Source organism: Janibacter sp. GS2, from assembly GCF_051200835.1.
Classification (GTDB): Bacteria; Actinomycetota; Actinomycetes; order Actinomycetales; family Dermatophilaceae; genus Janibacter.
Window position 1 is genome coordinate 332643 of record NZ_CP195161.1, and the last position, 16049, is coordinate 348691.

The window sequence follows — 16049 nt, forward strand, 5'->3', positions numbered from 1 at the left end:
GCAACGCAGAATCGCCCCTCGTCGCGCCGGGCGTGGTCCGCCATCTACGCTCGTCCCTCGTGACCGAAACGACCCAGGACCAGCCGGGAGTCGACCCCGACGACCTGGCCACCACCCTTCGCGTCCTCGGCATGCTCCACGAGCTTCCGGCGGGCCACGAGGACATCACCGCGGTCAAGCGCGCGGCCGGCTCGATGTACAACCGGGTGAAGAAGACCCGCCGCCGCGAGGCCCGGCACGCGGATCGGGGCCCGAAGCTGGCGCACGACCAGGTCGTCCTCGACCGGACGGCGACCGGGTCCCCGCTGCGGATCGACGACGAGACGAAGGGGGTCCCCCTCGCCTCGGCCGTGGCCGGCGGCCAGCGCTTCGCCGGTGAGCTGCAGATCCCGCGCGGCTGCTACGTCTGCAAGGCCGACTACACGAGGGTCGACGCCTTCTACCACGCGCTCTGCCCGGACTGCGCGGCGAGCAACCACGTCCGGCGCGACCAGGGGACCGACCTGACCGGACGCCGCGCCCTGCTCACCGGGGGCCGCGCGAAGATCGGGATGTACATCGCCCTTCGCCTGCTGCGCGACGGTGCGGACCTGACGATCACCACGCGCTTCCCGCGGGACGCCGCCCGCCGCTTCGCCGAGCTCGCGGACTCCCCCGAGTGGATCGAGCGCCTGACCATCGTGGGGATCGACCTGCGCGACCCGACGCAGGTCGTCGCCCTCGCCGACGAGGTCGCCGCCGGCGGGCCGCTCGACATCCTCATCAACAACGCCTGCCAGACGGTGCGCCGCTCCCCCGGCTCCTACAGTCATCTCGTCTCGGGCGAGCGGGAGCCGCTGACCGGGGAGGGGACCACCCCGCGGATGCTCAGCTTCGACCGGGTGAGCGAGATCCACCCGGCCCAGCTCGTCGGCACCCTCTCCGAGCACGCCGTCGCCCACCCGGAGGGCGAGGTCACCGCGGCGGACATGACCCGGCTGGCCCTGAGTGCCGGCCACGCCAGCCTCGAGGCGCACCGGGACGGGAGCGCGATCGACGCCGGCGGCCTGCTGCCCGACGTCGTCTCGAGCAACTCGTGGAAGCAGACCGTCGACGAGGTCGACCCCCTCGAGCTGCTCGAGGTGCAGATGTGCAACTCGGTCGCCCCCTTCCTCCTCGTCTCCCGGCTGCGGCCGGCGATGCGAGCGGCGGTGGCGCGTCGTCGGGCGGCCGGCGCTGGGGACTCGGCCCGCGCGTACGTCGTCAACGTCTCGGCGATGGAGGGGCAGTTCTCCCGCCGCTACAAGGGCGCCGGGCACCCGCACACGAACATGGCCAAGGCCGCGCTCAACATGCTCACCCGCACCTCCGCCGGTGAGATGTTCACCAGCGACCGGATCCTCATGACCGCGGTCGACACCGGCTGGATCACCGACGAGCGCCCGCACCACGAGAAGCTCGAGATCGCCGCCCAGGGCTGGCACGCGCCGCTCGACCTCGTCGACGGCGCGGCCCGGGTCTACGACCCGATCGTCCGCGGCGAGCGCGGCGAGGACCTGCACGGTGTCTTCCTCAAGGACTACGCACCCCACCCCTGGTAGCCCGCCCGCTGACGCACGAACTGTGGCGCGCCCGGGCCGACAGGAGGGAGCACGAGGACTATGGTGAGGGCAGTCACACGTGCGGCGAAGGGAGCGGCGGCCATGGCCCCGAAGGATTCAACGTTTTTGGGTTGGCCCGTCCTGCGGCAGCTGGCCTCCGGGGACTTCCTCGGTCGCGGTCACTCCGTCACCTCACGCAAAACACGAGAGATCGAGCCGAGGACCTCGACCGCCGACCGGGTCGTGCAGAGCGTGTGCCCCTACTGCGCCGTCGGCTGTGGTCAGAACGTCTTCGTCAAGGACGAGAAGGTCGTCCAGATCGAGGGTGACCCGGACTCGCCCGTGAGCCGGGGGCGGCTGTGCCCCAAGGGCGCCGCCAGCGAGCAGCTCGTCAACTCCCCGACGCGCCAGACCCACATGCTCTACCGGGCCCCGGGTGCGACGCAGTTCGAGCGGATCGACCTCGACACGGCGCTCGACATGGTCGCCGACCGCTATCTCGAGGCGCGCGCCAACGGCTGGCAGGAGCTCGACGACACGGGCCGCCGGCTGCGCCGCACGATGGGGATCGCCTCGCTCGGGGGAGCCACCCTCGACAACGAGGAGAACTACCTCATGAAGAAGCTGTTCACGGCTTCCGGGGCGATCCAGATCGAGAACCAGGCCCGTATTTGACACAGTTCCACGGTTCCCAGTCTGGGATCCTCCTTCGGCCGCGGTGGCGCCACGCAGTACCTGCAGGACATGGCGAACGCGGACTGCATCATCATCCAGGGCTCGAACATGGCCGAGTGCCATCCGGTGGGCTTCCAGTGGGTCAGCGAGGCCAAGGCCCGCGGCGCGCGCGTCATCCACATCGACCCGCGCTTCACCCGCACCTCCGCCATCGCCGACACCCACGTCCCGGTCCGGGCGGGCACGGATGTCGTCCTCCTGGGCGCGCTGATCAACCACGTGCTGAGCAACGACCTCTACTTCCACGAGTACGTCGTCGCCTACACCAATGCCGCGACCCTCATCGGTGAGGACTTCCTCGACACCGAGGACCTCGATGGCGTCTTCTCGGGGTACGACCCGGAGACGGGCACCTACGACATGTCCTCGTGGCGTTATGCCGAGCGCGGTGACGCCGAGGGGACGAACCACGACCAGGACGACGGCGAGCACGGCCAGCACCGGGCCACCCACGCCGGGGGCGACCTGCACGGCGCCGCCGGACCCAGCCTGCAGCACTCCAAGGTCAAGCGGGACGAGACGCTGCAGCACCCGCGCTCGGTCTTCCAGGTGCTCAAGCGGCACTACTCGCGCTACACGCCGGAGATGGTCCAGGAGGTCTGCGGCATCCCCGTGGACCAGTTCCACACGGTGGCCGATGCCCTGACGCACAACTCCGGTCGGGAACGCACGACGTGCTTCGCCTATGCACTCGGATGGACCCAGCACAGCCTCGGCGCGCAGTTCATCCGCACCGCGGCGATCCTCCAGCTGCTCATGGGCAACATGGGCCGCCCCGGCGGCGGGATCATGGCGCTGCGCGGGCACGCGAGCATCCAGGGTTCGACCGACATCCCGACCTTGTTCAACCTCCTGCCCGGGTACCTGCCGATGCCGATGGTCGGCACGCACGACACCTACGAGCAGTACCTCGCGAGCATCTCCTCGCCGTCGCAGAAGGGCTTCTGGACCGAGGCCGATGCCTACACCGCGAGCCTGCTCAAGGCGTGGTGGGGCGATGCGGCGACCCCCGACAACGACTTCTGCTACGACTACCTTCCCCGCCTGACCGGCGCGCACGGGACCTACCAGACCGTGCTGGCGATGCTCGACGACGAGGTCGAGGGGTACTTCGTCGTGGGTCAGAACCCGGCCGTCGGCTCCGCGCACGGCAAGCTGCAGCGGCTGGCGATGACCCACCTGAAGTGGGTCGTCGTCCGCGACTTCCAGCTCATCGAGTCCGCGACCTTCTGGAAGAACTCGCCCGAGATCGAGAGCGGCGAGCTGCGCACGGAGGACATCGACACGGAGGTCTTCTTCTTCCCCGCGGCCAACCACGTGGAGAAGTCGGGCACCTTCACCCAGACCCAACGGATGCTCCAGTGGCACCACCAGGCCATCCAGCCGCCGGACGACGCGCAGAGCGAGCTGGAGTTCTTCCACGAGCTCGGGGTGCGCATCCGCGCCCGCCTCGCCGGGTCCACCGACGAGCGCGACCGCCCGCTGCTCGACCTCACCTGGGACTACCCGAAGGACGAGCACGGCGAGACCGACGCCGAGGCCGTGCTCGCGGAGATCAACGGCTACCACCTCACGGGTGAGCGGGCGGGGCAGCCCCTCGACAAGTTCGTCGACATGCGGGCGGACGGGTCCACCTCCGGTGGCTGCTGGATCTACACCGGCGTCTTCGCCGGCGGGGTCAACAAGTCGAAGAACCGGGTGCCGGGCAGCGAGCAGGACGAGGTCGCCCACGACTGGGGTTGGGCCTGGCCGATGAACCGTCGGATCCTCTACAACCGGGCGTCGGCCGACCCCCAGGGCCGTCCGTGGAGCGAGCGCAAGAAGTACGTCTGGTGGGACGCCGAGGCGAAGACGTGGACCGGCAAGGACGTCCCCGACTTCCCCGTCGACCGCGACCCGTCCTTCCGCCCCGGCCCGGACGAGACCGGTCCCGCGGCGATCGCCGGCGACGACCCCTTCATCATGCAGGCCGACGGCAAGGGGTGGCTGTACGCCCCGAAGGGGATGGTCGACGGACCGATGCCGACGCACTACGAGGCGCAGGAGTCGCCGGTCACCAACCCGTTGTACGCGCAGCAGCGCAACCCGGGCCGGCTGACCTACCCCCGCAAGGACAACCTGTGGAGCCCCTCGGGGCAGGCGCCGGGCGCGGAGACCTATCCCTTCGTCTTCACCACCTACCGCCTTACCGAGCACCACACGGCGGGTGGGATGAGCCGCTGGCTGCCCTACCTCTCGGAGCTCCAGCCGGAGATGTTCTGCGAGATCTCACCGCAGCTGGCGCAGGAGCGGGGCCTCGACAACGGGGGGTGGGCGACGATCATCTCCGCCCGCAGCGCCATCGAGGCGCGTGTCCTCGTCACCGAGCGGATGACCCCGTTGACGATCGGTGGGCGCACCGTGCACCAGATCGGCCTGCCCTACCACTGGGGCGTGGGCGGGGAGGCCGTCGTCGAGGGTGACGGGGCGAACGACCTGCTCGGTGTCGTGCTCGACCCGAACGTCCAGATCCAGGAGTCGAAGGTCGGTTCCTGCGACATCCAGCCCGGTCGGCGCCCCCGCGGCGAGGAGCTGTTGCGGCTCGTCGCCGAGTACCAGTCGCGCTCCGGCGCGACGGTCGAGACCGGCAACGAGCGGTAGGAGAGAGCTGATGGGTTACCTGAGTCGCCAACTGGCGGGGCACACCGATCCCGCCACGGACGCCGGCTGGAGTGAGGCGCCCGAGCGCAAGGGCTTCTTCACCGACACCTCGATCTGCATCGGCTGCAAGGCCTGCGAGGTGGCCTGCAAGGAGTGGAATGCCATCCCGCTCGACGGACTGACCCTCTCCGGCAACTCCTACGACAACACCGGCGAGCTCGGCGCGAGCACCTGGCGCCACGTCGCCTTCGTCGAGCAGAGCGCCGATCGGATCACGGCCGCGCGCGAGTCCGGCGCCCGCCTCGTCGACCTGGGCATGCCCGCTCTCGGCGCTCCGGCGGGTCCCACACCGCCCGGCGGCGGGCAGCCGGCCGGGTACGGCACCCTGCCGGCCCCGATGGAGGACCACGGGCCGGACCTGCGGGACATGCTCACCGAGACCCGCAGCATCGAGCAGGCCAACGGCGCCGACCTCGGCACCACCGCCGACGGTGTCCCGATCGTCGGACCGGTGCCGACCTTCCGCTGGCTCATGGCCTCCGACGTGTGCAAGCATTGCACCCACGCTGGCTGTCTCGATGTCTGCCCGACCGGCTCGCTCTTCCGCAGCGAGCACGGCACCGTCGTCGTCCAGGACGACATCTGCAATGGGTGCGGGTACTGCGTCGGAGCCTGCCCCTTCGGGGTCATCGAGCGGCGCACCGATTCGAGCACCTCGGTCACCATCGATGACCATGTCCCGAATGTCGGGGTCGCCCAGAAGTGCACCCTCTGCTACGACCGGCTGGGCCACGACCAGCAGCCCGCCTGTGCGCAGGCCTGCCCGACGACCTCGATCAAGTTCGGGGCGCACGCGGACATGGTCACCGACGCCCAGGAGCGCGTCGCCACGCTGCACGACCAGGGTTTCACCGAGGCCCGCCTGTACGGCGCCAACGAGGACGACGGGGTCGGGGGCACCGGCTCGGTCTTCCTCCTCCTCGACGAGCCGGAGGTCTACGGTCTGCCGCCGGACCCGGTCTGCTCCACCTCGCGGCTGCCGGAGATGTTCCGCGCGGCCGGTCTGGCCGGCCTCGGTCTGCTCGGCGCTGCCGCCGTCGCCTTCCTCGGGGGATCCTCGTGACGACCTCCCCCTTCGACGACTACCGTCCGCCCGAGGAGGCCCGCCGCAGCAAGCGACGCTCCTCGGTGCGCGGAGCCGCCACCGGGGCCGTCCGCGGCCTGGCCACGGGCCAGCGCAGCTGGCTCAACCGCGACGGCGGCGGGCGAAGGGAGGCCGCCGCGGTCCCCGACGCGGAGTTCTCCAGCTACTACGGGCGCCCCATCGTCAAGCCGGTGCCTTGGGACCACAAGATCTCCGCCTACCTCTTCGTCGGTGGCATCGCCGGTGCCTCCGGGATCGTCGGGGCGGGCGCTGCGCTGACCGGCAACGACCTCCTGCGGCGCAATGCCCGCCTGACCGCGATCACCACGGTGGCCCTCAGCGGCGTTGCCCTCGTGGCCGACCTCGGCCGGCCGGAGCGTTTCCTGAACATGATGCGCACCATCAAGCTGACCTCGCCGATGTCGGTCGGGACCTGGATCCTGTCCGGGTACGCCGGCGCCGCGGGGGTCACGACGGCCGCGGAGGTGCTCGCCCTCCTCCCGGCCCGCGGGCCGGTGCCCGCCCTGACCCGACTCGTCTCCCGCGTGGAGGCTCCCGCCTCGATCGGTCAGGCGCTCCTCGGGGCACCGCTGGCCGCCTACACCTCGGTCCTGCTCTCCGACACCACACACCCGGTGTGGCACGAGAGCCGTCAGGAGCTCCCCTTCGTCTTCGTCGGCTCCGCGGCCCTGGCCACCGGTGGAGTGCAGATGCTGCTCACCCCACCGGCGCAGACGGGCCCCGCCCGGCGGCTGGCGCTGCTCGGCGTCGGCACCGAGCTGGTGGCCATGCACCGGCTCGAGCAGCACCTCGAGGACCTCGACATCGACGAGCCCATCCGCTCCGGCCACGGCGCAGGCAAGCTGCGCTGGGCGCGCGCGCTGACCATCGCCGGTGGAGCGGGGACGCTGCTGGCCGGCCGCAGCCGCCTCGCAGCCGCGGCCTGCGGGGTGGCGCTGGCCACCGCCTCAGCCCTGACGCGCGCCGGGATCGTCGAGGCGGGCATCGAGTCCGCGAAGGACCCGAAGTACACCGTGCGCGTGCAGAAGACGCGTCTCGAGGAGCGGCGCGAGCGTGGCGTCGTGCACGACAGCATCGTCACGGTGCGGTAGACGGCCGCACCCGACCGCCCGGAGGTGCCATGAGCACGTCCCACACTGCCGAGCACACAACACCGGCCGACAAGAGCGGCAACCGCTGGCTCATCCTCGCGGGCGGTGTCCTCGTCCAGCTGGCGATCGGTGCCGTCTATGCCTGGAGCACCTTCAGCAAGGCCCTGCAGGCAGACCCGTCCGCCTTCGGCCTGTCCACGGTCCAGGCGGCGATCCCCTTCGAGGTCGCCATCGGGATGATCTTCGTCGGCACCTTCCTCGGCGGGCGCATCCAGGACCAGCGCGGTCCACGGGTCGTCGCCCTCGCGGGCGTGACCATCTACTCGCTCGGCATCATCCTGGCGAGCTTCGCCCGAGAGACCTCGGACCTGTGGCTACTCGTCCTCGGGTACGGCGTGCTCGGCGGATTCGGTCTGGGGCTGGCGTACATCGTGCCGATCGCGATGCTGCAGAAATGGTTCCCGGACAAGCGTGGCCTCATCACGGGTGTGGCGGTGGGTGGCTTCGGCTTCGGCGCGGTCATCACCTCGCCGGTGGCCCAGCGGATCATCGCCTCCAGCGACGACTTCCAGAAGTACCCGACGAAGGCCTTCCTCTGGCTGGGCATCGCCTACCTCGTCTTCGGCATCCTCGGTGCCTCCGTCTTCAAGAACCCGCCCGCGGGCTACGGCGTCGCCGCCGCGCAGGAGAAGGGGGCGGACGCGACTGCGGTGAAGAATGCCCCGGGGAAGGACTTCACGCAGAAGGAGGCGCTGAGCACGCCGCAGTGGTACATGCTCACCGCGATCCTCACCCTGTCGGTCACCGCCGGCATCTCCCTGATCTCGGTCGCGGCCGACACCGCCTCGGACGTCGCCGGGATGTCCGCGGCGGGCGCGGCCACCCTCGTCGGGATCATGGGCCTCTTCAACGGCGCCGGGCGGATCGCCTGGGCCGGCGTCTCGGACAAGATCGGGCGGATGCCGGCCTTCCTCGGCATCCTCGGCCTGCAGGGTCTGGCACTCATCGCCATCCCCCACGCGAGCAATGCCGTGCTCTTCTACGTCCTCGCCGCCCTGATCTACACGTGCTACGGCGGTGCCTTCGGGACCCTGCCCTCGACCGCGGGTGACTTCTTCGGCGTGAAGAACGCCGGCGGCATCTACGGCCTGATGCTCATCGGCTGGTCGATCGGTGGCATCGTCGGCCCGTTGCTCATCGCGGCGCTCATCGGCCCGGAGAAGGCGTACACGCTCGGCTTCACGGTCGTCGGCCTCATCGCGGTCGTCGGCGCGGTGCTCCCCCTGATCACGAAGAAGCCGAAACACGCCTGACTGGCGGTGTGACAGGATCACGTCGTGGAGTTGGTCGAGACGCTGCTGCCCGGAGTCGGGGTCCGCTACGAGCTGCCCACCGAGTCGGGGCTGCACCTGGTGTTCGTCGTCCACCGCGACGGCTCCGTCGAGCTGTCCACGTATCCGCGCAATGACGCGGATCGTGCGTTGAGCGTCGTCAAGCTCTCCGCCGCGGAGGCGCTGACGGTCGCCGGCGTGCTCGGGGCTCCGCAACTCGTGGAACGCTTCGCCGACCTCTCCCGCGAGGTCCCCGGCCTGCAGTCCGCCCGGTTCGCGCTGCACTCCACGTCCCCGCACGTGGACCTGCCCCTGGGTGCGACGCAGGCGCGTACCCGCACGGGGTGCTCCATCGTGGCGATCGTGCGAGGTGACGACGTCGTCACCTCCCCGGGGCCGGACGAGATCATGCGCGAGGGCGACGTGCTCGTCGTCATCGGCTCCGAGCGCGGCCTGCAGCGCATGAGCGCTCTCCTGGTCAACGGCGCATAGAGGTCGGGCCGGTGGATCACCTCGCCGTCCTGCTGCTCGAGCTCAGCCTGCTCTTCCTCGCCCTGTCCGTGCTCGGCCTGCTGGCCCGCTGGCTGGGCCTGTCCCCCATCCCCTTCATCCTGTTGGCGGGTTTGGCCTTCGGTGACGGCGGGCTCACGACGCTGGAGGCCTCCGGTCTCTTCATCGATGTCGCCGCGGAGATCGGTGTCGTGCTGCTGCTGTTGGCGCTGGGGCTGGAGTTCACGTCCACCGAGCTGATGGACAGCCTCCGACGACACGCCCCGTCCGGCGTGGTGGATCTGCTGTTGAACGCACCGCCGGGCTTCATCGCCGGCCTCCTGCTGGGCTTCCCGTGGCCGGCCGCGCTGGCCCTGGCCGGGATCACGTGGGTCTCCTCGTCGGGGATCATCGCCCGGTTGCTGGGCGACCTGGGTCGGTTGGCCAATCGGGAGACACCGGCCGTGCTCTCCGTGCTGGTGCTCGAGGACGTGGCGATGGCCGTCTTCCTGCCGCTGCTCGGGGTGGCGGCGCTCGGCGGAGGTCCGGTGCAGGCGATCGCGGCCACGACCCTCGGGGGCGGCGCCGTCTTGCTGCTCCTCATCGCGGCGCACCGCCACGGGCACCACCTCGCACGGGTCCTCGCCCACGACGACGACGAACAGGTGGTGCTGCGGCTGGTCGGCCTGACCCTGCTGCTGGCGGGCATCGCCCAGGGAGTCGGGGCATCGGCCGCAGTCGGCGCCTTCCTCGTCGGGGTCGCGGTACCACCGTCATTCGCTGCGCGCGCGCGAACGCTCATCGCACCCCTGCGGGATGTGTTCTCCGCCGTGTTCTTCGCCGCCTTCGGCCTGGGCATCGACCCCGCAGCCCTCGGCCCGGTGCTGCCGGCGGCAGTCGCGCTTGCCGTGGTGACCATCGGCACGAAGTTGGCGACCGGTTACTACGCGGCCGGGCGCGACGGGGTCGGCCCGGCCGGGCGCTGGCGTGCCGGCGCCGCGCTCGTCGCCCGTGGCGAGTTCTCGATCGTCATCGCCGGGTTGGTCGTGGGTGCCGGTCTGACGATGGTCGGACCGGTGGCCACGGCCTACGTGCTGCTGCTCGCCGTGACCGGACCCGTGCTGGCACGGTTCATCGAGCCCTTGACCCAGCTGGGCCGACGGCCGCGGGTCGTGGGGCCCTGACCCGCGGGTCGACGGGCCATCACGAGACGTCGAGGAGGACGCCCGATCCGAGGGAGCCCGCGGCCACGGTCTCACCGACGATCGGGGCGCCCGGCACCTCGCCGACGACGAGCAGCCCGCCGGACGTCTGCGCGTCAGCGAGGAGGATCAGCTCCTCCTCGCCGACGCCCTCGGCGGCCAGGTGCGGGCGAACCCAGTCGAGGTTGCGGCGCGAGCCCCCGGGGACGTGACCGGCGGCGAGCGCCTCACGGGCGCCGGCGACATAGGGCACGGCCGCCGCATCGATCCGGGCAGCGACCCCCGAGGCACGGGCCATCTTGTACAGGTGCCCGAGCAGGCCGAATCCGGTCACGTCGGTGGCGGCACGCACGCCGGCGGCCACGGCGGCGCGGGCGGCATCCCGATTGAGCGCGACCATCGAGGCGATCGCCTCCTCGCTCACCTCACCGGTCGCCTTGTGCCGGTTGTTGAGGACCCCGACCCCGAGCGGCTTGGTCAGGCTGATCGGCAGGCCGGGCTCGGCGGCATCGTTGCGCATCATCGTCGAGGGGTCGGCGGTGCCGGTGACCGCCATCCCGTAGATCGGCTCCGGAGCATCGATGCTGTGTCCGCCGAGGACGGGGAATCCGGCCTGGGTCGCGACGTCGAACCCACCGCGCAGGACCTCCCGCAGGAGGTCCGTCGGGAGCAGCTCGCGTGGCCAGGCGACGACATTGATCGCCATGACCGGGTCGCCGCCCATGGCGTAGATGTCGGAGACGGCATTGGCCGCCGCGATCCGTCCCCAGTCGTAGGCGTCATCGACGACCGGGGTGAAGAAGTCGGCCGTCGACAACACCGCGACCCCGCCCTCGATGCGCACGGCGGCCGCGTCGTCGCCGTCGTCCAGACCGACGAGCACGTCCGCGCCGGGCGCGGGCACCACCAGACCGGCGATGATCTCCTCGAGCTCCCCCGCAGGGATCTTGCAGGCACACCCCCCACCTCGGGCGAACTGGGTCAGACGCATCGGCTCCATGCCCACAGGCTATGTCGAGTGTCCAGCGCGGGTCGGGACCCGGAAGATCTGACCGGTGGCGGGGAAGTCGCGCTGAGCGCTGGGCCTGGGCTCGCCGGTCCCCCATCGCGGGTCGCGGTCGCCGGGGTCGACGACCAGGTCCGGCCAGTGCATGGGCAGTCCGGTGGCCGCCGACGGGTGAGCGCGGTCCATGAGCTGGACGTGGAGGTGGGGTTCTGAGGTGTTGCCGGTGTTGCCCACCTGCGCGAGTTGCTCCCCCTCGCCCAGGCGCTGGCCGACGCGGACCGTGGCGGAGCCGCGTCGCAGGTGCGCGTAGGCAGCGCAGGTGCCGTCGTCGTGCTCGACGAGGACATGGTTGCCCAGCAGGCCGGAGGGGCCCACCAGCTCCCGCAGGAATCCCTCGAGGGTCATCATGAAGATCAGCAACGGCCACGTGTCCCTGGCCCCGTGGTCACGCCGGGAGTCCTGCACGCGGACCACCGTCCCGGACATCATGGCCACCACCGGCTCCCCGAAGGTCGGGTACGCCTCCGGTCGACGGGCGCGCACACCCCATCCGATCGAGGGTGCAGTCCGGTCCGACGGATGGAGGAGGTCGACGGCGTACATCTGCCCGTAGGCCGTGGTCCCGTGACTGGGGACGGCCGAGCCGGGACTGTTGATCGCCACCCACCGTCCGCGCACCGGCGCGGCCAGCTCGACCGGTGGCCGAGTCGAGACCGGTGGGCGCACGAGGAACAGCACGAAGGGTACGCCGATGAGGACCAGGTCCCACGGGCTCGGGATGTGCAGGACCACGCCGGCCGGGATCGCGAGGACGAACAGGCGCGCCCACCAGGTCTGCCACCGGGCGATCCAGCGCCTCATCGCCCGGCCCCCAGGACCAGGACGAGCAGGGGCACGACACGAGCGACCGGCACCTCGTAGCGGCCCCCGCCGAGCGCGTGCAGCCAGCCGGTGGAGGACAGCTGGCGAAGGTGGTGGTAGACCTGTCCGCTCGTGCCGACACCATCGATCTGCGTCAGCTCGTGCACCGTGTCGACACCCGCAAGGACCTGCTGCAGCAGGCGCAGGCGGAGCGGGTGGCCGAGCGCGGCCAAGGCGTCGCTGCTCGCGGTCCAGTCGCCGCCCACCAGCTCATCGGTCCCGGCGCCCTGTTGCCACTCGGCGTGGCGACCGTCGGGCAGGCGGACGGAGCCGACCAGCATGACCGCGCCGGGGTCGTCGACGCGGGCGTGCAGACCATCCAGTGCCCACAGGACCTCGCGGCCCGGTCCCGTGGGGACGGCGGCCTCCTCGTCAGCGTGCTCGAGCCGCGCTTCGAGGGCGCGCACGCGCCCTTCGAGCGCGGACAACCGGTCCTGGTTCGTCACCCCGATCACGGTAGTACGAAACTTCGTAATACCAAAGCCCTGGCCCTCCACGCTCGTCGCCCGGCCACCCGGTCCGGGCAGACGCCGAATGCCTACGATGGGTCCCGGAGGCGTCTGGGTTCCTGGTGGGCCCCCCGGTCTTCAACACCGGTGAGGCCGAGCATCTCGGCCTGGCGGGTTCGATTCCCGTCCGCCTCCGCCACACCTCGAAGGGGGCTGCCGCTCCCTTCGCCCGGACGAAGGGAGCGGCCATGAGCGAGGACCCACGCCGCGGCATCCCCCGCACCGATCTCGCGCTCGCCACGGCCCCCTTGGCCGCCGCGGCGCAGCGCCTCGGTCGCACTCGCGTGCGAGCGGCGGTCACCACCGCCCAGGAGCGGGCCCGCCGCGGAGAGATCCGGCCCGACGAGGTCATCGACGCCGCCGTGACCTCCCTCCCGACCCGGGCCTCGTCCCTCACCCCGGTGCTCAACGCGACCGGGGTGGTCGTCCACACCAACATCGGGCGGGCACCCCTGTCCCCCACCGCGATCGAGGCGGTCGTCGATGCCGCCGGGTACGTTGACGTCGAGATGGACCTGGCGTCAGGCGCTCGGAGCCGACGGGGCGCGGGCGCTCTCACAGCCCTGCTCGAGGCCGTCCCCGACGCCGGGGCCGCGCTGGCGGTGAACAACGGCGCCGCAGCCCTCGTGCTCGCGACCACCGCGCTGGCCGCGGGACGGGAGGTCATCGTCTCCCGGGGGGAGATGGTCGAGATCGGTGACGGGTTCCGCCTGCCCGACCTCATCGCCTCCACCGGCGCCCGACTGCGCGAGGTCGGTACGACCAACCGCACCCACGCGCGTGACTACCTCGAGGCGATCGGCCCCGAGACCGGCTGCATCCTCAAGGTGCACCCGAGCAACTTCCGCGTCGACGGCTTCGTCGCGTCCGTCGGCGTCCCACCACTGAGCGGAGCGAGGCGCCCGGACGGGTCCCCCGTGCCGGTCGTCGCCGACATCGGCTCGGGCCTGCTCACCCCGGACCCGCTGCTCCCGGACGAGCCGGATGCCACCTCGTGGCTGCGCGAGGGGGCGAGCATCGTCACCGCGAGCGGGGACAAGCTCCTCGGCGGACCGCAGGCCGGGCTCGTCCTCGGCGACGCCGAGGTCGTCGAACTGCTGCGCCGGCACCCGCTCGCGCGCGCGCTGCGGGTCGACAAGCTGACCCTCGCCGCGCTCGAGGCGACGGTGAGCGGGCCGGCCCCGCCCGTGACCACCTCGCTGCACGTCACCGCCGATGAGCTGCGCCCCAGGGTCGACGCCCTGGCCACGGCGCTCGGACGCGAGGTCGTGGCGGTCGAGGGGCGCGTCGGTGGCGGCGGGGCACCCGGCGTGCCGCTCGACGGCTGGGCCCTCGAGATCCCGGTCGCGGCGGTGGAGCGACTGCGTCGACCCCGGGGCGACGGACCGGTGGTGCTGGCCAGGGTCGACGACGGACGCGGCCTGGTCGACCTGCGCTGCATCCCCGCCGACCGGGACGGTGACGTCACCACGGCCCTGCGGGCGGCGCTGCGCACGCCCCCTTCGCCCTCATGAGGCGGGTCCTCGCCACGGCCGGGCACGTCGACCACGGCAAGTCGACACTCGTGCGGGCGCTGACCGGTCGGGACCCGGACCGGCTGCGCGAGGAGCAGTCGCGCCGGCTGACGATCGAGCTCGGCTACGCGTGGACGACCCTGCCGAGCGGTGCCGAGGTGGCCTTCGTCGACGTGCCGGGACACCAGCGCTTCGTCGGGACGATGCTCTCGGGACTCGGCCCCGCGCCGGCGGTGGTCTTCGTCGTCGCTGCCGACCAGGGGTGGCAGGCGCAGAGCAGCGAGCACCTCGCTGCGGTGCAGGCCCTGGGCATCACCGACGGGCTGCTCGTGATCACCCGGTGCGACCTCTCCGACAGCGATCGCACGAGGGCCGTCCGCGACGAGGCGACCCACCGCCTGGCCACCGCCGGACTCGAGGTGCCCGCCGTGGAGGTCGCCGCGGCCCACGGGTCGGGGCTGGACGCGGCACGGTCAGCACTCGACGCCCTCATCACGCGGATGCCGGACGCGGATCCGCACGCGGCCGTGCGGCTCTGGGGCGACCGCTCCTTCTCCGTCCCGGGGGCAGGGACCGTGGTCACCGGCACCCTCGGCGCGGGCACCATCCGCACCGGCGACACGCTGGCCCTGCTCGACCACGGGGTCGCGCGCGAGGTCGTGGTGCGTGGACTGCACAGCCAGGACACGGCCCGCGAGACGGTCGGGCCGGTCTCGCGGACGGCGGTGAACCTGCGGCGGCTCGACGCCGGTGAGGTCGGCCGCTCGCTCGTGCTCCTCACCCCGGGGGCCTTCCGACCGGCCGAGGTCGTCGACGTGGCCATCACGGCGGTCGGTCAGGACGACGGAGGCACCCGCGAGGAGCAGGTACCGCCACCGCAGCAGGCCACGCTGCACGTCGGGTCGACCGACACCCGGGTCCACGTCCGTCCGCTCGGGGGGGGCTGCGTCCGCCTCACCTCCGCGACAGCACTGCCCTGGCGCGTCGCCGACCGCGCGATCCTGCGGGACCCCGGCAGCCGACGGCTGTGGTCGGTGCGTGTCCTCGACGTCGACCCGCTGCCGCTGCGTCGGCGCGGGGCAGCGGCAGCCCGGGGAGTCGACCTGGCCGGCGCGGTGGCCGCCGGCTCCTTCGCCGACGCGCGACTGCGGGCACGGGGCGCGGAGCACGCCACCGTCCTCGGACAGCTCGGGCTCGGGTCGCCGACCGAGGCGGTGGCCGTCGGCGAGTGGTGGGTGGACGGCGCGACGCTGGAGACCTGGCGCGACCGGCTGGTCGAGCACGTGGCCGCCGACCACCGCGCGCACCCGCTGAGCGCAGGAGTCCCCGTCGCCGGGGCCGCGCACGCCCTGCTCCTGCCGGGCCATCTGCGCAGCTCCCGCGAAGGGGGCGCGCTCCCGCACGAGGTCCGCCCCCCTGCGGCGGACCTCGTGCGTCACCTGACGGCGAGCGCGGGACTGCGCATCACCGCAGGGCGCGTGCACGATCCGTCTGCCGGCGGGCTCGGTGACGCGGAGACGGGCGTCGCGGCTCTCGAGGAGAGGCTGCGGGGGTCTCCCTTCGTCGCGCCGGAGCGAAGGGAGCTGGACGACCTCGGTCTCGGCGCCCCGGAGCTGGCCGCCGCCGAGCGGCTCGGTCGGGCGCTGCGGCTGCCCGACGACGTCGTGCTGCTGCCGGACGCCCCGGCGCGGGCGATGCGCGTCCTGGCCGGGCTGGGCCAGCCCTTCACACTCAGTGCGGCTCGGCAGGCCCTCGGGACCACGCGCCGCGTCGCGGTGCCCCTGCTCGAGCACCTCGACTCCCGCGGCTGGACCCGGCGGGTCGACGGCGCCCTGCGTGAGGTGGTCCGCTGACCCGCCGGACGGG

General features: G+C 72.1%; 12 protein-coding genes and 1 tRNA gene. 10 read left to right on the forward strand and 3 right to left on the reverse strand.

Annotated elements, in window-relative coordinates:
- The first annotated feature begins 59 nt into the window (after positions 1 to 59).
- From ACR9E9_RS01615 to ACR9E9_RS01645, 7 genes are all read left to right on the forward strand, one after another.
- Positions 60 to 1580, forward strand: a complete 1521-nt coding sequence (locus ACR9E9_RS01615) for an SDR family NAD(P)-dependent oxidoreductase (RefSeq protein ID WP_435201021.1) — start codon at positions 60 to 62, stop codon at positions 1578 to 1580.
- A 102-nt stretch (positions 1581 to 1682) separates the two neighbouring features.
- A complete protein-coding gene (gene fdh, locus ACR9E9_RS01620; RefSeq protein ID WP_435201023.1) occupies positions 1683 to 4955 on the forward strand; it encodes a formate dehydrogenase in 3273 nt (1090 codons plus the stop codon).
- 10 nt (positions 4956 to 4965) lie between these two features.
- Positions 4966 to 6078, forward strand: coding sequence for a 4Fe-4S dicluster domain-containing protein (locus ACR9E9_RS01625; protein ID WP_435201025.1), 1113 nt, complete (start codon positions 4966 to 4968; stop codon positions 6076 to 6078).
- Complete coding sequence (gene nrfD / locus ACR9E9_RS01630; protein ID WP_435201027.1) at positions 6075 to 7211, forward strand: NrfD/PsrC family molybdoenzyme membrane anchor subunit; 1137 nt, start codon at positions 6075 to 6077, stop codon at positions 7209 to 7211. The genes ACR9E9_RS01625 and nrfD overlap by 4 nt, the downstream gene beginning before the upstream one ends.
- 29 nt (positions 7212 to 7240) lie before the next feature.
- Positions 7241 to 8524 carry an L-lactate MFS transporter gene (locus ACR9E9_RS01635; protein ID WP_435201029.1) on the forward strand — a complete coding sequence of 428 codons (1284 nt, stop codon included), beginning with the start codon at positions 7241 to 7243 and terminating at the stop codon, positions 8522 to 8524.
- A gap of 24 nt (positions 8525 to 8548) precedes the next feature.
- The gene (locus ACR9E9_RS01640) at positions 8549 to 9034 is read left to right on the forward strand and encodes a cation:proton antiporter regulatory subunit (protein ID WP_435201031.1); all 486 of its coding nucleotides are present in this window, start codon (positions 8549 to 8551) and stop codon (positions 9032 to 9034) included.
- Positions 9035 to 9045: 11 nt separating this feature from the next.
- Entirely contained in the window at positions 9046 to 10215 is a 1170-nt protein-coding gene (locus tag ACR9E9_RS01645; protein ID WP_435201033.1) for a cation:proton antiporter, read from the forward strand.
- 19 nt (positions 10216 to 10234) lie between these two features.
- Here the strand turns inward: ACR9E9_RS01645 and selD are convergent, their stop codons facing one another.
- From selD to ACR9E9_RS01660, 3 genes are read right to left on the reverse strand one after another with little or no spacing between them, the layout of a single operon-like run.
- Positions 10235 to 11233 carry a selenide, water dikinase SelD gene (selD, locus tag ACR9E9_RS01650; RefSeq protein ID WP_435201035.1) on the reverse strand — a complete coding sequence of 333 codons (999 nt, stop codon included), beginning with the start codon at positions 11231 to 11233 and terminating at the stop codon, positions 10235 to 10237.
- 9 nt (positions 11234 to 11242) lie between these two features.
- Positions 11243 to 12100 carry a M23 family metallopeptidase gene (locus tag ACR9E9_RS01655; protein WP_435201037.1) on the reverse strand — a complete coding sequence of 286 codons (858 nt, stop codon included), beginning with the start codon at positions 12098 to 12100 and terminating at the stop codon, positions 11243 to 11245.
- Complete coding sequence (locus ACR9E9_RS01660) at positions 12097 to 12606, reverse strand: ArsR family transcriptional regulator (protein ID WP_435201039.1); 510 nt, start codon at positions 12604 to 12606, stop codon at positions 12097 to 12099. Before ACR9E9_RS01660 ends, ACR9E9_RS01655 begins: the two co-directional genes overlap by 4 nt.
- Positions 12607 to 12712: 106 nt before the next feature.
- On the opposite strand from ACR9E9_RS01660, the gene ACR9E9_RS01665 reads away from it, so the two are divergent.
- The 3 genes from ACR9E9_RS01665 (at position 12713) to ACR9E9_RS01675 (ending at position 16036) form a co-directional block, all read left to right on the forward strand.
- Positions 12713 to 12808 (forward strand) — tRNA-Sec (locus ACR9E9_RS01665).
- Positions 12809 to 12857: 49 nt separating this feature from the next.
- Positions 12858 to 14183 (forward strand): L-seryl-tRNA(Sec) selenium transferase, encoded by a 1326-nt coding sequence (gene selA / locus ACR9E9_RS01670; RefSeq protein WP_435201041.1) that lies wholly within the window; start codon positions 12858 to 12860, stop codon positions 14181 to 14183.
- On the forward strand, positions 14180 to 16036 hold the full coding sequence (locus ACR9E9_RS01675) for a SelB domain-containing protein (RefSeq protein WP_435201043.1): 1857 nt from the start codon (positions 14180 to 14182) through the stop codon (positions 16034 to 16036). The genes selA and ACR9E9_RS01675 overlap by 4 nt, the downstream gene beginning before the upstream one ends.
- Positions 16037 to 16049 lie beyond the last annotated feature (13 nt).

What these genes read in the sequence shown, in the direction of transcription:
- ACR9E9_RS01625 (WP_435201025.1), top strand. Translation starts at nt 4,966, where the DNA reads ATGGGTTACCTGAGTCGCCAACTGGCGGGGCACACCGATCCCGCCACG.
- ACR9E9_RS01635 (WP_435201029.1), top strand. Translation starts at nt 7,241, where the DNA reads ATGAGCACGTCCCACACTGCCGAGCACACAACACCGGCCGACAAGAGC.
- selD (WP_435201035.1), bottom strand. Translation starts at nt 11,233, where the DNA reads ATGGAGCCGATGCGTCTGACCCAGTTCGCCCGAGGTGGGGGGTGTGCC.
- ACR9E9_RS01655 (WP_435201037.1), bottom strand. Translation starts at nt 12,100, where the DNA reads ATGAGGCGCTGGATCGCCCGGTGGCAGACCTGGTGGGCGCGCCTGTTC.
- selA (WP_435201041.1), top strand. Translation starts at nt 12,858, where the DNA reads ATGAGCGAGGACCCACGCCGCGGCATCCCCCGCACCGATCTCGCGCTC.
- ACR9E9_RS01675 (WP_435201043.1), top strand. Translation starts at nt 14,180, where the DNA reads ATGAGGCGGGTCCTCGCCACGGCCGGGCACGTCGACCACGGCAAGTCG.